Below are 14,650 nucleotides of genomic sequence, written 5' to 3'. Positions count from 1 at the left end.
TTCGTTAGGAAGTTCCCTTCGCAGCGGTTGTAGTTCGTTAGGAAGTTCCCTTCGCAGCGGTTGTAGTTCGTTAGGAAGTTCCCTTCGCAGCGGTTGCTCAATCGGAGACTCTCCTATGCAGAGCTTGTTCTTAGCAGAGAGAAATCCAAAAGTCCACCAACAATATCTTGGGAATGTCGATAGAATTCGGGAAAATATGGGTTGCTTTTGGAAAGGGAGAGAATGCTTATATATAGTACCGGTACATTTGATCACTTAGGTGAATCACGATGAAAGAGAATCCGAGATGGCACTGCCAGAAACCGACCAGTGAGACCAATTCTCTAATCCGGTCCCAGAGATGGTCACAGCCGGCACAATGTCGAGTCGGTGGCTACCATGACCGCCAGTGGGGCCACTCTGGTCCGTCTCATTGCGTGTCTGGAACGTACTGGCTCACCGATGGATTCAACCATACGACCGATGCAATCTCCAGACACCGTTTGAGGACACCTCGAGACCAAACCGCATCGATAGCCCAGTGGCGACTCCTGGTTTTGCTATCACCGCTGCTGTCGCCACTGGCCTCCAAACATTCACTGCAATCCCTCGATACCCATGTCTAAACCGGATCGACGAGCCGAAATCCAACAAGTACAGCTCCCGACAGACACGCTGTCGCAGACGCCGTTTGATTACAACCAAGCGGCTGTCATGGAACTCACGCCCGCGCAGGCAACACAATTCGAACGAAGTGGCGAGAGGATGGCGGCGGCAATCCGCGACATCTTCAACTCGGAGCAACCGATTGATTATCTCGAATTCGGGTGTTATCACCTCGAGGATCGGAATTTGATCTTTCTCAGCCCGTCATCATACAAGATTCAAGACACCTATCAGGCAGACCTCAGTGTTTCCGCGGACAATGGTTACGGAGAGCCAGAGCCCTTACAGACGGTCGTCAACATACTTGAGGATCCAATACCCGACTGGCTGGATATCTACACCGGTTCCATACCGGTTGCAGGATTCAAGCCCTCTTCGCCAGCGATAACCTTCAGGCTGGTCATGGATGACGGTCGGAAACTCTCTACCGGCGTCAACGGGGTCGGACTCTCCACACTGCTCGAGGATCTGCGCAACGAGCCGTTTTTATACCACGCCATCATCCGACATCGGCCGGAGAACTGTCCCGAGAACTTCGAGTATCAGCTGACCGTTCGGATCGTCCTATTCGGAACTCGACACCAGCTCCAGTCGAAAAAAGACATCGCCACTATGGTCGAAAACGGTTTTCCGATTGATCCAGCTGCCAGTTTCGAAGAACTCGGAGTCACATCGAGTCTCGAGGCGTTCCGGAATCTACTCTATCGAGATTGGTACGACCCGTCCATAATAAAGTTCAAGTCAGAAGGACCGCTGGATGGCGGCAATCTACACTCGATCCAGAATCTCGTCACCGGCAAAGATCAGTTTCGGGATCTCTTCCGCGGACGGTATGGGGCCCCGAACGAGTACGACGCGATCTGCGACTATGACCGAATCCTGGCTCGCGAGACGGATCTGGGTGCATTCATTGATTTGGATGCAGTCTCCCAGGATGTCGATCCCTTCGACGGTGTCCCGGGGCGGACGGTCCTGACGCTTGATCAGCTTCAAGCTGGTCCGGCGTCCGTCACACCTGATCCCGTGTCGGTCACAACGAACGTCGACCAAGACGATGACATCGCAACACTTGATCGGCAGACGGCAAACGACGGAACCGAACATCATTTCGAGGCTATCAAGACGGTCGCTCAGTACTTCCGCGAGCAGGGATGTGCCGTCCACATCGTCAGGCAGCAGGGAGATTCCCAGCCGGATCTATGGATCAAAACCGAGGCTGGCGACATCTATGCCGTCGAAGTCGAGACCAAGAACAAGTCCCGACCAGCGAACGTCTATACGAATATCACACGAGCTGCGTTATGGGGGTATCCGACGATCGTCGTGATGGCTCCCGATGAAGACCATGGAGAAACCCCGCCGCCATCCGAAGAGATCGCCTCGTGGGTGATCAACAAACTCGCCTTCTGTATGAAAGAGACGACCGAGACGGGTGCAAAACTGCATACGATGTCGAAGACGGCCAGTATCGATGGCCAGCCGGTATTGCTTCCGAAGGGTATGACGGAAAGCGACTGGCAAATCGACTGGGAGGGAACGCTCTCGCTGATGAACGATGGGACAGTACTCGCATCCGGGCCAACGATGGAGCCGGTCGAGTCGTTCTTCGATGAACTGCCACGACTGGAAAAGACAAACGGCGAGTATATCGTCCGGGACAGCAATGGCAATGTTCTGAATAGATACAAAACTAAAGAAGACTTCAAAAAGGACTGGACGAAAGTGAATCTGCCGTTCGTTCCGGTCGATCTAACCTACGTCCACTTCGTCGAGTCATTGTACGTGCTTCAGGATGAGGAACTCACCGAGTTCCCTATCCGTGCCGAGTGGAACGAGTGTCAGCCCGCAGACCGACACGAGCAGAGTCTCGAAGCAGCCTTCTCGACATTTCTCGTCGATCTCGAAGAGGGAGGCGAGGTAGCCGAAGACGATGATGAAATCACCAGGATTTGGGAACACGAGTTTCGTGCGTTCGTTGGAAAATGGATTACCAATCTCTCCGATCACGAGCCACCGCATAAAAACGTCTATGGGACTCATCGCAAGAAGTTCACCGAACGACACAGTAAAAACCAGGAGACCGGAAAACAACATTTCTACCGAAATCTGGCGTATCGGTTTCCACGCGGGATTGTTGCGCCTCACCTCCCTGGACTCGATGATCGACCGCGATTCCCCGACGACTGGGAGCTCGATTCCGGTCAAGCGGTTCGAGAACCACTGGTATACGATCTTTCAGGGCTCGGGGAACTCGAGGATGACGATGAACTAGTAGTCACTTGAAATTCCGTTCTCGTTCGCGGGCAAGTACTGTTGGTTCATGTTGGGGAGACCGACACCTGTATGGCCTTGCTCTCATTTACGACGAGAGCTGTCTGCCGTATCGACTGGAACGACAGTGAACCCCAGCGTATGGAAATCGTCCGGATCGAATGTGAAGACATGCTCAATCTCGTATTCACGAGCGAGTGCACCGCCAAGGTGATCGAAGAACGCGATTTCCTGGTCATCGTAGTCGACGAACCGCTCGTTTGCCGCGTCGAATATGTCCTCAGTCACGGGGACCACATTGATCGTCTCTGAGGTCCGGAGCTCCTCGAGCGTCGAAACTGCGTGGTAGTGGCTTTTTCGATAGAGGATCACGGTTGCGAGCTCGGCAAGAACGTACCGGCTCGTGAAGATCGGTCCGTATTCACCAGCCTGAATCGCGTCGAATACAGCTGAAGCTCGAGCATGGTTGGCGTCGTCCTCGACATACGCCGCGTAAAACCCGCCGGTGTCAATGAAGAGTGGAGTCGGTGTCTCTTGGCTCATGCCGATCCAGCGTCACCGTAGAGGATGTCATCAATGCTTTCAGAGGTAGTAGTCGGCTCTCCCGCCTCGAAGGTTTCCCGATCAAACAGTGGGTCGTCTGGGTTGACGTCACTGATCAGTACTTTGCTCGCCCGCTCACTTTCGGTCGAGAGCCACCATACGACAGCTCTCCCTCCAACCTTTGATCGCTCGAGAACGCCATCGTCGGAAAGACGTTGGAGTCGTCGATAGGCTTGCGAGCGGTCGATACCGAACTGATCACTGATTGACTGTGCTGTCTGGATTGGCCGATCCTCGCGAGCGATGAATGCAAGGATTTCTTCGTCTGTCACTGTCGATGAGTACTCACCTCGATCATTCCGACTCATATAACTCACTACGTAGTGTACCGATATAACTCTGTGCACTACGGCTCACAGAGTTCCGGTCAGCTACCAACGATAGACCAAACATACATCGTGGACTACACTATCCATCAATCAGTGTCAATTTCTCACGTTTTTCAGTCGGGATTGGATTGACGCATTTTACCTCTTCATCGTCGCACAGTTCGTCAAAATCACCATCAGTCGTAATCAAGTAATCAGCGTCATATGCTCGTGTAAGCGCAACGATAAACGAATCGTACACGTCGTAGTTTTTCTCAGCGCTGATCTCGTACGCCTCAAGTAACGTCGTCTCGGTGGCGCTGACGATTCGTGCAGGGCTACGGATAAGTGATTGAACGGCGTTTCGAGCAGCAACTTCGTCTACGCCAAAATTGCTCGTCATCAGATACTGCGCTCGGAACGGATAGTAATCGAACACGAGCAAGACGTTTGGTCCATCGATCGCGTTCTGGATCCACGGATACACATCGTCGTGGGCAGGATGATCCTCGGTGAGTGCGATTGCTAGCACGTTCACGTCAGTGAGAACCGTCACTTCGGTCGGGAGAGAATCAGTCATTGGAGAGTCACTCACTGGTCCATTGGCCCAAAGAGCGTTTCTCCGGCATCAGTTGGGGTCGTGTTCTCCCAGTTCTCCCGACCGGCTGTTGCTGTCTCTAATTTCGAACTCGGTTTGGGGTTGACCTCAAGGACCGATCCGACGAGGGTTGCAGAAATCTCATCGTTCGATTCGATTCCTAATCGGTCTCGAACCTCTTTTGGGAGTGTTACTCGCCCTCTATCGTCCACTGTGAGCGTGAGTTCCTCCCCGTTGTTCGCTTCAAATGTCGGCTTTCCCATTTTGAATCACCTAGTACCCACTACCCCACTGACATACAAAACTCTTGCGCCGCTCGAAGTTTCGATCTGAACGCACATGTCGCGGACAGATATTTCAGGGAAAGTAGTATGAAAGGAACTCTATGAAAATTGTTCTATCTTTAAACAGCGAGAGAATCCCGGCGTTTACGCCGGGCGTGAATCGCGTCACTCAATTCCACAATCCACCGCTCGATGGAAGACCGGATATTCCACGCTAATCCACACCATTAAGTTGACTCATCTGCATAGGCTATGTATGGCGATTAAGGTCACGCGCACCTACGTTGGTTCCGTCCAGAACCAGCGACAGGTCAGCGATGGCCTCGATTCGCTCGGAGACTCCGCCTCGAAAATCTGGAACGTCGCACGCTGGACAGCCGACCGTATCTGGAACGCAACAGGCGAAATCCCAGACGAAGGAACGCTCAAAGCGTACATGAAGAACCAATCCTGCTGGAAAGACCTGAATGCACAATCCAGTCAGAAAGTCATCGAAGAACTTTCTGATGCTTTCCAGTCGTGGTTCGATCTGCGACAGACAGACGACGAGGCGAATCCGCCCGGCTACCGCAAACACGGCGATGACCGACCACGTAGTACGGTCACGTTCAAAGCAGACGGCTTCAAACACGACCCCGAAAACAACCGCATCCGACTCTCGAAAGGCTCCAACCTCAAAGAAAACTGGTCGGACTTCATCCTCTGTGAGTACCAGACTCGTCCCGACGTTGATCTCTCGGAAGTCAACAGAGTACAGAACGTTCGAGCTGTCTGGAGCGGCGACGAGTGGGAACTCCACTTCGTCTGTAAAGTCGAACTCGAAACCACCGACTCGACAGACGACGGAGTGGCAGGGATCGACCTTGGCATCACGAACATCGCCACGGTCGCATTCCCCGACGAATACGTTCTCTACCCCGGCAACTCGCTCAAAGAAGACAAGCACTACTTCACCCGATCAGAGTACGACACCGAGGGCGAGAACGGCCCGTCAGAAAAGTCGATGTGGGCGCGCAGGAAACTTGCAGAGCGTGAAACTCACTTCTACCACGTTCTCACGGACACGATTATCACTGAGTGTGTTGAGCGCGGTGTTGGCACGCTTGCAGTGAGTTGGCCCGAAGACGTGCGCCAGTCCGACTGGGGCAAGACCGGCAACAAGAAGCTGCACTCGTGGGCGTTCGACCGCATCTACCAGTACCTCGAATACAAAGGCGAGATTCGTGGTGTTGAGGTGTTGAAAGAGAACGAGTGGAACACCTCGAAGACCTGTTCACGGTGTGGTGACGACACGAAGTCGAACCGCGTCGAACGTGGGTTGTACGTGTGTTCGTCGTGCGAGTTGGTCGGGAACGCGGATTGCAACGGGGCGGAGAACATGCGACAGAAGATAACTTCGAGTCCTCACGGCGAGGATAGGAGTAACGGCTGTGTGGCACAGCCATCGGTACACCTGTTCGACCGCGAGAGCGGGACGTTCACGACGAGAGAACAGGCGGTATCGTAGACCGGCAAATATCCCACCTGCGGTACGGGAAGCCTCGCCGGTTACGGCGAGGAGGATGTCACCTACCTTTGGTGTGAGGTAGAGGAAAACGAATGGAGATCATACTGGAGAAGGGACGGTGGCTACGAGGTAGAGAGACTCCAGTGACAGCTGTTGTCTTCAGAATCGCCTCCAATCCCTGACTCTCTCTGTGACCACCGACAACCACTCGAGAAACACACCGACCGGTAACGAACCCTCGTACACCTGCTGTCCTGTTGTGAGTGAGGCTTCTTAGAGAGTCACCGATCCTCTCTCGAGGCGGACTGGAACCCACTGTCCCCGGTCACCCGAGGACACCAGCTGTCACCGGCGCTTACGCTTCACCTCCCGTTTCACCCGGAATTGCTGCGTCGGTGGGCAGCACGAGCCGCCGTTCTGTGTACTCGAGGCCGTTCTTGCGTTCTGTTCGCTTCCTCACTGCAACCCGGTGTTTCGAGAGATCCAGCATCGCGTCTATTACCCGCGAGACCAACTTCTTCGCGTAGCTCTCGCTAATGCCGACTTCCTGTCGCCGGATCCAGTGTTTGAGGTCGCTTGCTTTGACGTACTCATCGATCTCTCGACAGCCGTTCTCCCAGGGGTTGTCACCGACGCTGTCGTCAGTCCGGGCTTGCCACAGCTTCGCTGCCAGCCGTGTGGGGACTGTATTCGCAGCGGAGCGACGCATCTCGTCGTCCATCCTGGCCAGTTGCTGAATCGGCAGCAGGTCCCCATACGCGAGTGACGTCTCCCCTCGATCGAGTGGATCTGCACTCTCGGGTAGCCGGAAGTACGTCTTGCCGTCGTCTTTGGTGACCCGCTCGAGACGCCCGTCGGGGACCTCGACGACGTGTTCGTCCACCGTCTCTTCACGGAGATGCGCTCCTTTCTCGAGTTCGCGGGACTGCAGTTCCGCCACCCGCTCTTTGTTCGTGGAGGCTTTGTTCAGCGCTGCGTCGGTCGCCTTCTCGAGACGAGCAGTCTCGTCCTCGAGGTCGTCGACACGGGCTTCGAGCGTGGCTGTCCGCTCGTCGAGGCGATCACGGTCGGCTTCCAGGTCGTCGATACGGTCGTCTTTGTGTTCGAGTTCGGCCTCGAGATCCTCGATGCGCTCTTCGAGGGCCTCGAGACGATCGCTGAAGTGGTCTGGCAGCTGTGCGGTCGTGGAAGTGGTATCTGACGTGGACATCGGTTTGAGAGTGTCTGGTGGTAGTACGCGGGCGATACGACTCGCGAGACGTCGCTGGCCACTGGCCGACGAACTCGAGTCCAGCGGCTCTCGTAGGGAACGAACAGGAGGGTCTGCTCCCGACGCAACCGGTCTAGCGTTTAGTGGCCGGCGGCGGGATGGGGATCATCGTCGCGGTCATCTGGGTCCTCAATCGGCTCGTAGCCACAGCCCCGGCCTGCGGGTTCGAAGCCGGGGACGTAGCTGAAGCGTTTGCCCGGCTCGCGCCGGAACATGATCGGGAGTTCACCACGGCTGTCGCGGGCCGTCCAGTCCGGCGCGTACTCGAAGAGTTCCGTAGAGGGTTGCGCGGTCTTCGGGGCCGGCAGTTCGCCGCGCTCGAGATCCTCGAGTTCGAGCACGCGCACTTCGAAGTTGCGCGCGAGCTGTTCGGCGCGGCTGGTGAGGTCGGTGGTGTGACAGAGCACCGGCATTGCCCGGCAGGCAAAGGCGATCATGCACAACCGAAAGATCGTCACCGGCGTGATCGTGCCACTCTCCCAGTCTTTGCACTCGGCGACGAGCCAGTCGGTGGGCTCGCCCTGTTTCTCCTTTCGGCGGGCGATGACGTCGACTTCGAGGCCGAAGGCCGTTTGGCGGGTGTCGGCGCTGTATCCCCACCGTCTGAACGCGCGTTCGAGTTGGTACTCGAGCCACTGGCCCTGGCCCTGGTCGCGGCCCTCGACCTGCTCGTATGCCTCCTTGGTGGTGACGGTGACCTCGCGCTCGAGGCCCACCGCAACGTCGCCATCGAGGTCAGGGTCGACGCCCGGCAGACACTCTCGCAGGACGGTGAGTTCCTCGAGAGCCCGGGTGAACTGCCGTGCCGGTGACTCACTCGCTCGACCATCGGCGGGTTGTTTTGCACAGGCCAGCCGGTGGAGATGGGTGAGACGCCCTTCGAGGTGACAGATTGCCTCCTCGTAGTCGTCCCATGCGTCGGGTTCGGGCATGGTGTCGGTCGTCGATTCACGGTCGGAGTCCGAGTCAGGATCAGGCTCAGACTCGGGAAGTAGCTCACGGGCCGTCTGCAGGCTGTGGGCAATCTGGAAGAGCGCCCGCCTGGCGGTAATGCGCGGTTCGGGCGCCAGGTCGCCGGTAGTGATTGTGTGTTCCTGGAGCGATTCGGCGATCTCGATGGCCGCCTCGAGCTGTTCGGCGTCTGTGGTCGGCGTTGCAGTGGGTGTTTTCTCAGTAGTCATTGTTCGTGGTGTCTGACGGGTGGTTGGTGAGTGACTGGTCGGTGTCCGGGTCGGCTGACTGGGGCTGTGTGGGTCCTGTGGCGGTCCGTGCTGGCCCGGTTTCGGGGGCAGCTCCGGTCTTGATCCTGGTTCGGGTCCTGGGCACGGTCTAGGGCATCGGTCCGCGTGGCGGCCAGGCGGGCCGTCGTCGGCGTCGCCTGCAGGGGTGGTCCTGCGAGGGGTTGGCTGTCTTCGGATGGTGTTCGCTGGTCGATGATCTCGAAGCGCCGCGTCGGGCCGCCCCAGGGTGTGATCTCGACGATATCTTCGTTGTAGGTCTCTGGCAGTGGGCCAAACCCCGTGAGAAGTCTATCGTCGTATTCGTCGAGTCCGCCGAGCATGCGACTATCGTGGCTGCCCTGGGAGTCACTAATCGTCAGGAAGCCCTCATAGCCGACGTAGTATGGTGGCACTTCAACGCCGGCGTCGGTCAGCCGGAGTGTTTCGATCGGCCGGTCGATGATCGCAAGCTCCTGGAGGGTACCGAGGTCGGTCACTCCCTCGAGTGTGATCTCGGTGACGGTGACGGCGATGGTGACGCCCGCGTCGGATCTCGAGTGGGTGAGGTACAGCGTACGGTCGGCGGTCTCGACTCGCCTGTCGGCCCCACCGCGTTCGAAGTCGGTGACGACCCCTGTTGTGGTAGTTTGGCAATTCTCGTTCCACGTGAGTTCGAGACGTGTCCCCGGGCCGACTGTGCGCAAGCTGTCGGCGAGTGTGGTTGGGTCAGTCATTCTGTCTGCCCTCCGTTGGGAGACGGGACTGATGGCACACACAGCAGGTCGCGTAGGTCGTTGGTTTTGGTTCGACACCACAGCAGTTGCTCGCGACAGTGCTCGTCAGGGGGATTCATAGTGGATGCGGTGGATGCGATCTGTTGTTCGTACAGTCGCCGGACGTGATCATCGATGCAATCGAGCAGTTCGACGTAGCTACCGTCGGTTTTGCCGTCTGTCTCGGGTTCGATGGGGTCCTCGAGGAGGTGATGGCTGACCGTTATGACCGTCTCCCGTAGTGTCTGTACATGGTGGGTGGCTTGTTTTTTGGTCGACGCCTCGAGTGAGTAATCGGCCTCCAGCGTCGCTGTGAGTGCACCGAGCTGGCGTATGATCGTCCGGAGTGACTCTGTTGGTGTGTCGTCGTTCGGTGGCAGGGGTGTAGGGTGGGACTGGCTGTGGGTGGTGTCGGTCACAGTAGCAGTCGTGTTCGTTCGCTCATCATGGATCTCGTAGGTTCGGTGCAGGTCGCCTGCGGTGATCGTGACCTCGAGGGCATCATAAGAGGGTGCGAGCGTGGTCCCGGCCAGTCTCGAAAGGAGTCGGTCGTCGTACTCCTCGAGACCAGGTGCTCGAATCCGTCGATGGCGTGTGCCATACCGGTCTTCGACAGTGAAGATGCCCGAATAGCCGATAAGTTCCGCTGGAACCACGACGCCGGCATCAACGATACGGAGTGTGTCGGTCGGTGTTTCGCTGAAAGTGATCTCGGTGAGTCGCCCGAGTGGTGTCGTCGCGGTCGCTGTAATCGAAACGACATCGATCGTCGTCCCCGTTATCGCCACCTGAAGCGTATCAGGTCGATAATCCGGCTCGATTCGGACGGTACCAGCGTCGTGATCGACGTCGCTGACGATACCGTGGGCGGTGTGTGGCGTCTCGTGGTCGGCGCTGGTCCACTGCACCCAGAGTCGCGACTCCGGGGTGGCGGCGTTGATCGCGTTGATGAGTGCGACCGAATCGGTGTGGGTGTTACTCGCCATCAGTCTCACCGCCGTCTTCGTGGGTGCTGTGTTCGAAGGCGACTGGCTCTGGCCCGAGGATCGAGTGGGTGCCGCTCGCGCTGTGTGTGATCGCCGGGATGCCGCCGTCGGTTTCGGGTTCGGGGTCAGGATCGGCGTCAGAGGCGTCTTCGAGTCGACAGCGGAAGGTCAACAGGAGCGGATCGACCTGTGCGCGCACCTCTCGAAGATGTCGTTTGGCCGTCTGATGGGTTTCCTGATCGAGATCGTCGTTCTCTGTGATTGCCTCGAGGAGATTGTACGCGAGCGTATCGATCCCCTCGAGGGTGTTCACGTACGAGTCGTATGGGACGTCGTGGTCAGTCTCGGTGTCTGTCATGGTCTCGTCGATGAGTAACTCGATTGTGTCTGCGAGGCCGTCGTCGGCGTACTGTTCGAGTGCGGCTTTCGTGTCTTGTGAGATCGTGATCGGCTTTTTCTCATCCATTTACCTATGGTTCTATAGTTCTGTACTATAGTACTATTGGACTATAGTATCGGCAGGCTGGTGTTCAACAGGACTATACCGGTGGCCAAATCTTGGGTGTGTATGAGCGAGAGCGATACGACGACGATTCAGGTCTCCAAAGAAACCTGGCGCCAGCTGAACGTCCGCAAAGATCCCGGCGAAACGTTTGATGACGTGGTTCAGCAGTTGCTTGAATCTGACAGAGAGTAGCCTGACTGGGTGTATGGCTGGCGCTTGAGTGTTGAGTGACGGACACTCGGTGTCGGCGGTTGGGTTTTCACTCGGTTCGAGGGGAGTTCGTTTGATGTCGGAATCGCTGGGTACTGGCATAGTATTGGGTCTGGTGGTCGACGGCGGTGCTGTTAGCTATGTGTCGAGAGTGGGCTTTCCGTGAACTGTGCTCGCTCGAACGGCGTTTCTGAAAGTGGTCGGATTGAAGGGAGTCCGCTTGACTGGAGGTGATGTTCGAGGTGGGCTTCGGTGATCGTGTGGACGGTGGTTCGGTGTGCGTTTCGGTGACGGAGTTCGCCATCGATTGCGGCGACGGCTTCGTACTCGGTGGGCGGTTCGAACAGGAGGACCTGTGGGTCTGGGTCGGTCCAGGTGTCCCGGATAGTGGTGAGGAGTTCTTGGAGGGTCGGTGGCTCCGCTGGCTCTGGTGTTGGTGGGGCGGTGAGGGTACAGTCAGTGACGGATTCGAGTCCGCAGTGGCGCCAGTTGGTGCCGTTCCACTCCTGTTCGATGCGGTGGTAGCCCTCCTCGTGGGGTTCGAAGGTGATCCGACGAGGGAGGCCGCCGGCTGGTGTCCACTGGATCGTGATCGGGTCGGTCATCGGTGGCCCTCCATGTGGGTCTGGAGTTTGGTGTAGGCGCGTTCTATGTCGCCAGGGGTTATTGGGTGCTCGAGGGTGATGGTGACCGTCGTGGTCGAGGAGGGTGCGTTGTTGATTGTTTGTAGGTGGTCGATGTAGGTTTCCAGCAGGTGGTAGCCGCCGGGTGTGAGGTAGTAGTGGTTTCGAGGGGTGGTCGTGGTCCCCTCGAGGAGGTGGTCGGTCGTGAGGGAGTTGAGGGCGTTGTAGAGGTCGGCGTGGCCGATGTCGGTGTACCAGCTCTCGAGCGCTCGCTTGAGTTGGTGGGCTGTCGCGGGCGTGTCTGTGTGTTCGAGGAACGCTGTTGCTATGAGGAGATCGCGCTCGAGGGCTGTGCGGGCTGCCCACCGCGTGGTTTCGGGCGATGCATCTGCTCGATCGAGACCTTGAAGGTCTCGCGTGTTGTTGGCGTACATGGCTTCCGTACCGTGATTACGGGAGCTTTTCGCGGGGTGGTGTCGCAGCACCAGCCCGCTATTCTAAACTCACAGACGTGAGTTTGTGTAGCTTCCCACTGGGAAGATATGCTTACACTCACTTATATCTTCCCAATGGGAAGGAGATATTCATAGAGAAAAGAGAACTAACCGGTAGGGTTATGAGTAGTAACCATAGTACCTCGGAATAGAATGCGAGAACCGGCTGATTGGATGAAGCCTTCGACGGATGACGCAATTCTAGAGTCCTTGCGTAATAAGGGGAACCAGCAGCCGGTTCATGTGGCCAATCAGATCGACCGCCACAGGAAATATGTTGGTGAACGGTTGCGGAAATTGGCGGAATACGGCTTAGTCGAGAATTTGGGACAGGGTCTCTATCGGATAACCGATACTGGTGAACGATATCTTGAGGGTGAGCTCGATGTCGGTGAACTCGAGCTAGACGAAGGGTAACCGGCGGTTGTTGAATATTTGTACTGCAACTGGTTCACTACGCTCTTGAATCACAATGTCTGCGCCGGCCAGGGACGAATATGAGCGGAGCGCACGCCCTTCCGATACTACGATCACTTCACTTCGTTCAACACCCTTAAGCCCCACTTGCGGTGGTTAGACTGGAAGTCAAAGCAAGAGAAAAAGAGATGATTGGTGGGCCTGACGGAATCAGTCAGACTACCAACTGATTTGAGATGTGGATTGCAGTATGCATAAGACTACACCGCCCTGACGGCAGATTAAACAGTGCTCGGATCGGACAGCGAGGATCCCTCAAGATACTCGTCGCTATCGATGACCCACGCTTTTTGCTCGCGGAGTGTTCGGACGATAGCGTCGAACAGCTCCTCGAGGTCGGTCTGTGAACACCCTCTCAGGAACCATACGTTTCGATAGTTGTCGTCTTCGTCGTGGTGGGCCAGGACTTTCTTTCCCGTGTCCGAGAGCCACGCCTGCATCTCGTCGAGATCGCGCGTCTTCTCGGGCGGGACGGTCGTATTGTTGATGCTGTTCCGTCCGATCCACATCTCGTACCCGTTCGAGTGATACCGTTCGGCGATTGAGTTGCCGCGTTCCAGTAACAATTTGCGATGCCTCGATACCTTCTGGATGCCGAATACGATCCCTGCGTACACCTCGTGACGGTCGGTATCAACCACGACGAGCGGTACCGTCGCTCGTTTGCTCTTCGGCCGACCAGCTTTGTTGTGCGGTGGTCGATCCTCGTCCACGAACGGAATTCCGATGTACTCGGGGACGATCCTCGAACCTCCCGATGGGTCCTGGGACTCCGTCGTCCATGTGTGAAGTTTTCCGCGGTTCTCGAGGTCGATTTCGTCGACCCTGGTTCGAAGGTCTCGAACGAAGTACCTGTACTGCAGTTTGTCCTGGTGATCGAAGCCGCTGAACGGTTCCATGTCTTCTCCCTCAAACAGATCTCGTAACATCCGAAGGGGCACGCGCTGTGCCGGTGGTACGTCTCGTTCGTCCGTGCGTTCCAGTCGTGTCGCGATCGTGAACCAGTTCGTCCAGTAAACCGGATCGCCGTCGAACTCGTCGAAGAGACTCGGTGCACTCGCGTGACGTGTGATCGCGACGAGGTGGACGTACCGTTCGTCCGCGTTCGCGCGGAGTTTCGCGAGTTCGTCTCGTAACTGCTTGCTTCCGAGCGAGGCGTCGTACTTCGACTCGAATCCGACGAGTGTATCGGCGTCCCTGATCACCCAGTCGATTTCCCGGTCGACCTCCGTGTCCGCACTCTTCGGAAGTGGGTCGTACTGGTGAGCGACGATCGACGCGTCGTCGCCGAACGACACTGGGAGGTCCTCGAGCATCGTATTCAGGAGCGTCGCCCCTTCCTGGAGGCTGTAGTGCAGGTGCCCCATCACCTGCCGGTTGAGTCGTTCTTCGTAACCGGCGGGGTTCCTGTACGGGTATCTCATTCGGTCGTCTACCCCGACATTAGATCGTACTCACATGAAACTAGGCCTCAGCGGTTCCACTACGGACTGTTGCTCGAGCGTTTCGGTACGCTCGAGCAAATCTCTGCAGTGATCTCGATCAGTTCCTCGGATGCTGTCGGTCCCGAGCTTTCGATCAAGTGTCGCTCACCAGGTCAGTTCTTCGTAGGTGATTCCCTCCCGTGGCTCAGCGATCCGACGGCCGTCGACGACGACGGGGTCGGCCATCGCATCGAACTCGTTGTCGAGGGTGGCGTCGGCGTTCTCGAGAGCTTCGGCGGCCCGTCGGCGTACTCGATCCTGGGGAATCGTTCAGCCATGTTGTCGGCGGCGACGGGGTCGTAGCCGACGACGTCGGCGCCGCACTCGGTGAGCGCCTCGACGATCGAGATGGCCCAGGAGTTTCGCGTGTCGTCGGTGCCAGGCTTGAACGC

General features: G+C 57.1%; 16 protein-coding genes and 1 pseudogene. 4 read left to right on the top strand and 13 right to left on the bottom strand.

Annotation, left to right across the window (positions count from 1 at the left end; all coding sequences use genetic code 11):
* The first annotated feature begins 597 nt into the window (after positions 1-597).
* On the top strand, positions 598-2,928 hold the full coding sequence (locus tag GRS80_RS09960; protein WP_160047428.1) for a hypothetical protein: 2,331 nt from the start codon (positions 598-600) through the stop codon (positions 2,926-2,928).
* Positions 2,929-3,000: 72 nt separating this feature from the next.
* On the opposite strand, the gene GRS80_RS09955 is transcribed toward GRS80_RS09960, so the two are convergent.
* The 4 genes from GRS80_RS09955 to GRS80_RS09940 all read right to left on the bottom strand — a co-directional run bounded on the left by GRS80_RS09955 (position 3,001) and on the right by GRS80_RS09940 (position 4,688).
* Entirely contained in the window at positions 3,001-3,459 is a 459-nt protein-coding gene (locus GRS80_RS09955) for a PIN domain-containing protein (protein WP_160047427.1), read from the bottom strand.
* Positions 3,456-3,827: a helix-turn-helix domain-containing protein gene (locus GRS80_RS09950; protein ID WP_160047426.1), complete on the bottom strand. Its 372-nt coding sequence runs from the start codon at positions 3,825-3,827 to the stop codon at positions 3,456-3,458. Before GRS80_RS09950 ends, GRS80_RS09955 begins: the two co-directional genes overlap by 4 nt.
* A 100-nt stretch (positions 3,828-3,927) precedes the next feature.
* A complete protein-coding gene (locus GRS80_RS09945) occupies positions 3,928-4,407 on the bottom strand; it encodes a type II toxin-antitoxin system VapC family toxin (protein ID WP_160047425.1) in 480 nt (159 codons plus the stop codon).
* An 11-nt stretch (positions 4,408-4,418) separates the two neighbouring features.
* Positions 4,419-4,688 (bottom strand): AbrB/MazE/SpoVT family DNA-binding domain-containing protein, encoded by a 270-nt coding sequence (locus GRS80_RS09940; RefSeq protein WP_160047424.1) that lies wholly within the window; start codon positions 4,686-4,688, stop codon positions 4,419-4,421.
* A 277-nt stretch (positions 4,689-4,965) separates the two neighbouring features.
* On the opposite strand from GRS80_RS09940, the gene GRS80_RS09935 reads away from it, so the two are divergent.
* The gene (locus GRS80_RS09935) at positions 4,966-6,216 is read left to right on the top strand and encodes an RNA-guided endonuclease TnpB family protein (RefSeq protein WP_160047423.1); all 1,251 of its coding nucleotides are present in this window, start codon (positions 4,966-4,968) and stop codon (positions 6,214-6,216) included.
* Positions 6,217-6,571: 355 nt separating this feature from the next.
* Here GRS80_RS09935 and GRS80_RS09930 read toward each other — a convergent pair whose 3' ends face one another.
* From GRS80_RS09930 to GRS80_RS09910, 5 genes are all read right to left on the bottom strand, one after another.
* Positions 6,572-7,426: a hypothetical protein gene (locus GRS80_RS09930; RefSeq protein WP_160047422.1), complete on the bottom strand. Its 855-nt coding sequence runs from the start codon at positions 7,424-7,426 to the stop codon at positions 6,572-6,574.
* A 140-nt stretch (positions 7,427-7,566) separates the two neighbouring features.
* Entirely contained in the window at positions 7,567-8,667 is a 1,101-nt protein-coding gene (locus GRS80_RS20385) for a hypothetical protein (RefSeq protein ID WP_200840360.1), read from the bottom strand.
* Positions 8,664-9,440 (bottom strand): hypothetical protein, encoded by a 777-nt coding sequence (locus GRS80_RS09920; protein ID WP_160047421.1) that lies wholly within the window; start codon positions 9,438-9,440, stop codon positions 8,664-8,666. The genes GRS80_RS20385 and GRS80_RS09920 overlap by 4 nt, the downstream gene beginning before the upstream one ends.
* Positions 9,437-10,465 carry a hypothetical protein gene (locus GRS80_RS09915; RefSeq protein ID WP_160047420.1) on the bottom strand — a complete coding sequence of 343 codons (1,029 nt, stop codon included), beginning with the start codon at positions 10,463-10,465 and terminating at the stop codon, positions 9,437-9,439. Before GRS80_RS09915 ends, GRS80_RS09920 begins: the two co-directional genes overlap by 4 nt.
* Positions 10,455-10,931 (bottom strand): hypothetical protein, encoded by a 477-nt coding sequence (locus GRS80_RS09910; protein ID WP_160047419.1) that lies wholly within the window; start codon positions 10,929-10,931, stop codon positions 10,455-10,457. Before GRS80_RS09910 ends, GRS80_RS09915 begins: the two co-directional genes overlap by 11 nt.
* A 102-nt stretch (positions 10,932-11,033) precedes the next feature.
* On the opposite strand from GRS80_RS09910, the gene GRS80_RS20940 reads away from it, so the two are divergent.
* Positions 11,034-11,162 carry a hypothetical protein gene (locus tag GRS80_RS20940; RefSeq protein WP_255455265.1) on the top strand — a complete coding sequence of 43 codons (129 nt, stop codon included), beginning with the start codon at positions 11,034-11,036 and terminating at the stop codon, positions 11,160-11,162.
* A 152-nt stretch (positions 11,163-11,314) separates the two neighbouring features.
* On the opposite strand, the gene GRS80_RS09905 is transcribed toward GRS80_RS20940, so the two are convergent.
* The 3 genes from GRS80_RS09905 to GRS80_RS09895 all read right to left on the bottom strand — a co-directional run bounded on the left by GRS80_RS09905 (position 11,315) and on the right by GRS80_RS09895 (position 14,198).
* Positions 11,315-11,785 (bottom strand): hypothetical protein, encoded by a 471-nt coding sequence (locus GRS80_RS09905; protein WP_160047418.1) that lies wholly within the window; start codon positions 11,783-11,785, stop codon positions 11,315-11,317.
* Entirely contained in the window at positions 11,782-12,237 is a 456-nt protein-coding gene (locus tag GRS80_RS09900; protein ID WP_160047417.1) for a helix-turn-helix transcriptional regulator, read from the bottom strand. The genes GRS80_RS09905 and GRS80_RS09900 overlap by 4 nt, the downstream gene beginning before the upstream one ends.
* A gap of 758 nt (positions 12,238-12,995) precedes the next feature.
* Positions 12,996-14,198, bottom strand: a complete 1,203-nt coding sequence (locus tag GRS80_RS09895; protein ID WP_160047416.1) for a hypothetical protein — start codon at positions 14,196-14,198, stop codon at positions 12,996-12,998.
* 108 nt (positions 14,199-14,306) lie between these two features.
* Here GRS80_RS09895 and GRS80_RS21105 point away from each other — a divergent pair, with 108 nt between their 5' ends.
* Positions 14,307-14,561: a hypothetical protein gene (locus GRS80_RS21105; protein WP_343161520.1), complete on the top strand. Its 255-nt coding sequence runs from the start codon at positions 14,307-14,309 to the stop codon at positions 14,559-14,561.
* On the opposite strand, the pseudogene GRS80_RS21100 reads toward GRS80_RS21105, so the two are convergent.
* Positions 14,561-14,608: pseudogene (locus GRS80_RS21100) on the bottom strand (hypothetical protein); the annotation flags it as partial. The gene GRS80_RS21105 and the pseudogene GRS80_RS21100 overlap by 1 nt on opposite strands.
* Positions 14,609-14,650 lie beyond the last annotated feature (42 nt).

This window comes from Natrialba sp. INN-245 (assembly GCF_009807105.1).
Lineage (GTDB): Archaea > Halobacteriota > Halobacteria > Halobacteriales > Natrialbaceae > Natrarchaeobius > Natrarchaeobius swarupiae.
This window is presented reverse-complemented; position numbering and strand designations above follow the sequence as displayed.